4 protein-coding genes are annotated in these 2,683 nt (G+C 53.9%); 3 read left to right on the forward strand and 1 reads right to left on the reverse strand.

Annotated elements, in window-relative coordinates:
• Positions 1–333: hypothetical protein (locus tag ABVT36_RS19020; protein ID WP_368457970.1), on the forward strand; the 333-nt coding region annotated here is incomplete at its 5' end.
• Between the two features lie 108 nt (positions 334–441).
• On the opposite strand, the gene ABVT36_RS19025 is transcribed toward ABVT36_RS19020, so the two are convergent.
• On the reverse strand, positions 442–771 hold the full coding sequence (locus ABVT36_RS19025) for a hypothetical protein (RefSeq protein WP_368457971.1): 330 nt from the start codon (positions 769–771) through the stop codon (positions 442–444).
• Between the two features lie 198 nt (positions 772–969).
• Here ABVT36_RS19025 and ABVT36_RS19030 point away from each other — a divergent pair, with 198 nt between their 5' ends.
• Positions 970–1,254, forward strand: coding sequence for a hypothetical protein (locus ABVT36_RS19030; protein WP_367151853.1), 285 nt, complete (start codon positions 970–972; stop codon positions 1,252–1,254).
• Between the two features lie 11 nt (positions 1,255–1,265).
• A complete protein-coding gene (locus ABVT36_RS19035; protein WP_368457972.1) occupies positions 1,266–2,552 on the forward strand; it encodes a hypothetical protein in 1,287 nt (428 codons plus the stop codon).
• The last annotated feature ends 131 nt before the right edge of the window (positions 2,553–2,683 follow it).

The raw sequence follows: 2,683 nt of genomic DNA on the forward strand, positions 1-2,683 counted from the left end.
TATCTAAAACGCTTTGCCCCTTATGAGGACAAGGCCATCGACTTCGCCACCAACCCCGAGGCAGTGACCGAGGCGGTGGACCGGGCGGGTGAGGCGATGGATCAGAGCTTTGCCACTTCAAAGGAAAGCCTGCAGCGGGATCGCAGTCGCTTTGGCCTGTCGATGAGTCCACGGGAACAGGCCAGCGAAAGTCGTTCCAACGCAGCCAGTGGAACTGCTGCGAAGCTGGCGGCGAGAAACAATACCCGGATGCATGTGCAGGACCGTCAGCAGCAGGTCATGTCCGGCGCGGGCGCCATCGGGTTGAGAGAAGCGATTAGCGAGGGCCGTTAACCATGAGTGGAAGCTACGGATAATTAGTGTTGGTGGTAATGCAAAATGTGTGAGGCTACGGGGGGATCAGGTAGCCAAAGGCAAGATGCTTTTGGCTACCGCTTATATCTATTTTGTGATAGTTATACTATTCGGAAGACACTGGTCATCATATAAGTCTTTGTCCAATTCAACACCAACGGTGGAGCCTGCGTGAAAAGCAGATAAAGCGAGCGAAAATGATTTGTCCAGTTTCTCTGGAGGAAGTAGGGATGCACTAAAAACTGCATATTGATTTCGGCAGTCGCTAAGACTAGATGTCCCTTCAAAGGTAATAACAAAGCCACCATCATCGTTAAGGGGCCATACCCTCTTAATTGTGCCATAGTACCATGCGTAATCTGCAAATGCGTTGGAACTTAAAGCCAGTAAAAAAGCTATAGAAAGTAATTTTTTCATCTTCATCCCATTGAAATTAAAATTTCTTTTTTGCCGAAAATACTATGTGCGGCAAATGGTGTATGGCCGGCACAAGTTAAATGTTTATAAAACTAGGCCGTTATTTATGGCGATTAGCGCGCCAACTATACCGGATGAGCTTGAAGATTAGAAGAATGCCGAATGAGGCTTGCTTAACTGTACAGGAGTTTGACAACCATGAGTGGAAGCTACGGATTAATCAGTGTTGGTCGCGGTGTGAAGCGGGACGCGATGCAGGGACTGGAACAGGTTGCGCAGCAGGAGCGCGAGCGGGACATGCGCAATGACCAGTTGGAAATGGCCGAAAAGCAGCAGAAGGCCACCAATGTCAGTGCCGGTGCCGGTATTGGCGCCTCCATGGCAGCTGGTGCTGAGACTGGTGCCTTTGCCGGGCCTATGGGGATGTTGTATGGCGCGGCCCTGGGTGCGTTGGCTGGCTGGGCAACCGGTGAACTTTTTTAAGGGGAAACAGAATGGCTGGATTAAGCACGGCCAATGCGGCCCAGGGCTTTATGCAGGGTTTCGGTTTTATGCAGGATATGCAGGACCGGAGGCTTCGGCGGGATCGCCAGGTTAAAGCGGATGCGCGGGCGGAAGAGGAACTGGCTCACCAGAGGCAGCGCGAAGGTCTGGCGGATGCACGCCAGACGGAGCGATACAACCGGGAGCTGGCGGAGTACAACCTAAAACAACTGGGTCGGGTTGCATCGATCATCGAATATGGGGGCAATCCAGATACGCCAGAGATGGCCGCACTGCTGTCTTTGCCGGAGACCATGAAAGGACTGCGAGAGGGTCAACTCCGGTTGGAGTCGCCGGAGGTTGCGCAGGCGGTACAGGCGACCTCCCCCGATCTGATCAGCGGCAGTGAAGTTGCCGACGAACTGGAGGGGGTCGCTTTCCTGACCCGTGGCAAGCAGCCGGGTACGGTTGTCATTGGTATGCGGCGCAACGGTGAGATTGTCCCCAAAACGGACCGGCAGTCAACGGCACAGGACGACCCGGTGCATCAGTATCAGGTAGACCCATTGATGAAGCGCGGTATGGGTTGGGCAGGGCAGATAGACATCCTCAAAAACAATCCCAAAGAGCGGCGGGCGCTGTTGAAGGCACTTGGGATGCTCAAAGACCCCGAGACCAATAAGAACACCACCGAGATGGAGAGATTAATGCTTGCGCGGGATAAGGCAGAGCCGGGCAGTGATAACCACCAATCCCTGTCGGCGCGGATTCAATATTTGGAAGACCCCAGAAAGCCGAGCGGGCCGGAAAAACCGATCATAGAGAAGGTGAAGAGTGAGGATGGGTCTAGCGAAGCATTGGTGCGTGTTGACCCCAAAACCAATCAGTTGATTCCCCTTGAGGCGCCACCCAGCAGAGTGGAGTTGGTGAAGAAGGCCGAAGCCTACGCGAAGACTCGTATCGACGAGACTGCGGGATACTTCTCCAGTGACGACACGGATTTTAAGCCCTGGGGTGGCAGTCGGGAGCGGGCCAGGCAGTATTTTATTCAGGAATACCTGAACCTGTATGGGGCCGAGCAGGGTAGTGGGCAACAGATGGCTTCCGGTGAAAACCCGGATATTCGAACAGTGCCCGGCTACCCCACGCCAACGGAGCGTCAGGTGCAGGGTCTATACCAGCAACCAAACCAAGCATCGCTGTTTTTGAGTAAATTCGGCTATCTGCCTGAAGGTTTTGAGATCCCAGAAGAGGCTCAGGTTGTCGATCTACCCGAGGTTCCCCGCCCGGGCGTTTAATCTTCCTCATTGACCGCGCCGTTCGGCAGCGGTTTCCCTTTCTTCAATCTGGTGGCTGTTATGCCTGATTATTTTGACCAACTGGAGCAACAGGCTTCCGGGGGCGATTACTTTGATCAATTGGAGCGGCC

The organism is Microbulbifer sp. TYP-18, from assembly GCF_040932045.1.
GTDB lineage: Bacteria > Pseudomonadota > Gammaproteobacteria > Pseudomonadales > Cellvibrionaceae > Microbulbifer.

Bases quoted from the DNA above. Each gene is read 5' to 3' on its own strand.
- ABVT36_RS19025 (WP_368457971.1), bottom strand. From the start codon at position 771: ATGAAAAAATTACTTTCTATAGCTTTTTTACTGGCTTTAAGTTCCAAC.
- ABVT36_RS19030 (WP_367151853.1), top strand. From the start codon at position 970: ATGAGTGGAAGCTACGGATTAATCAGTGTTGGTCGCGGTGTGAAGCGG.
- ABVT36_RS19035 (WP_368457972.1), top strand. From the start codon at position 1,266: ATGGCTGGATTAAGCACGGCCAATGCGGCCCAGGGCTTTATGCAGGGT.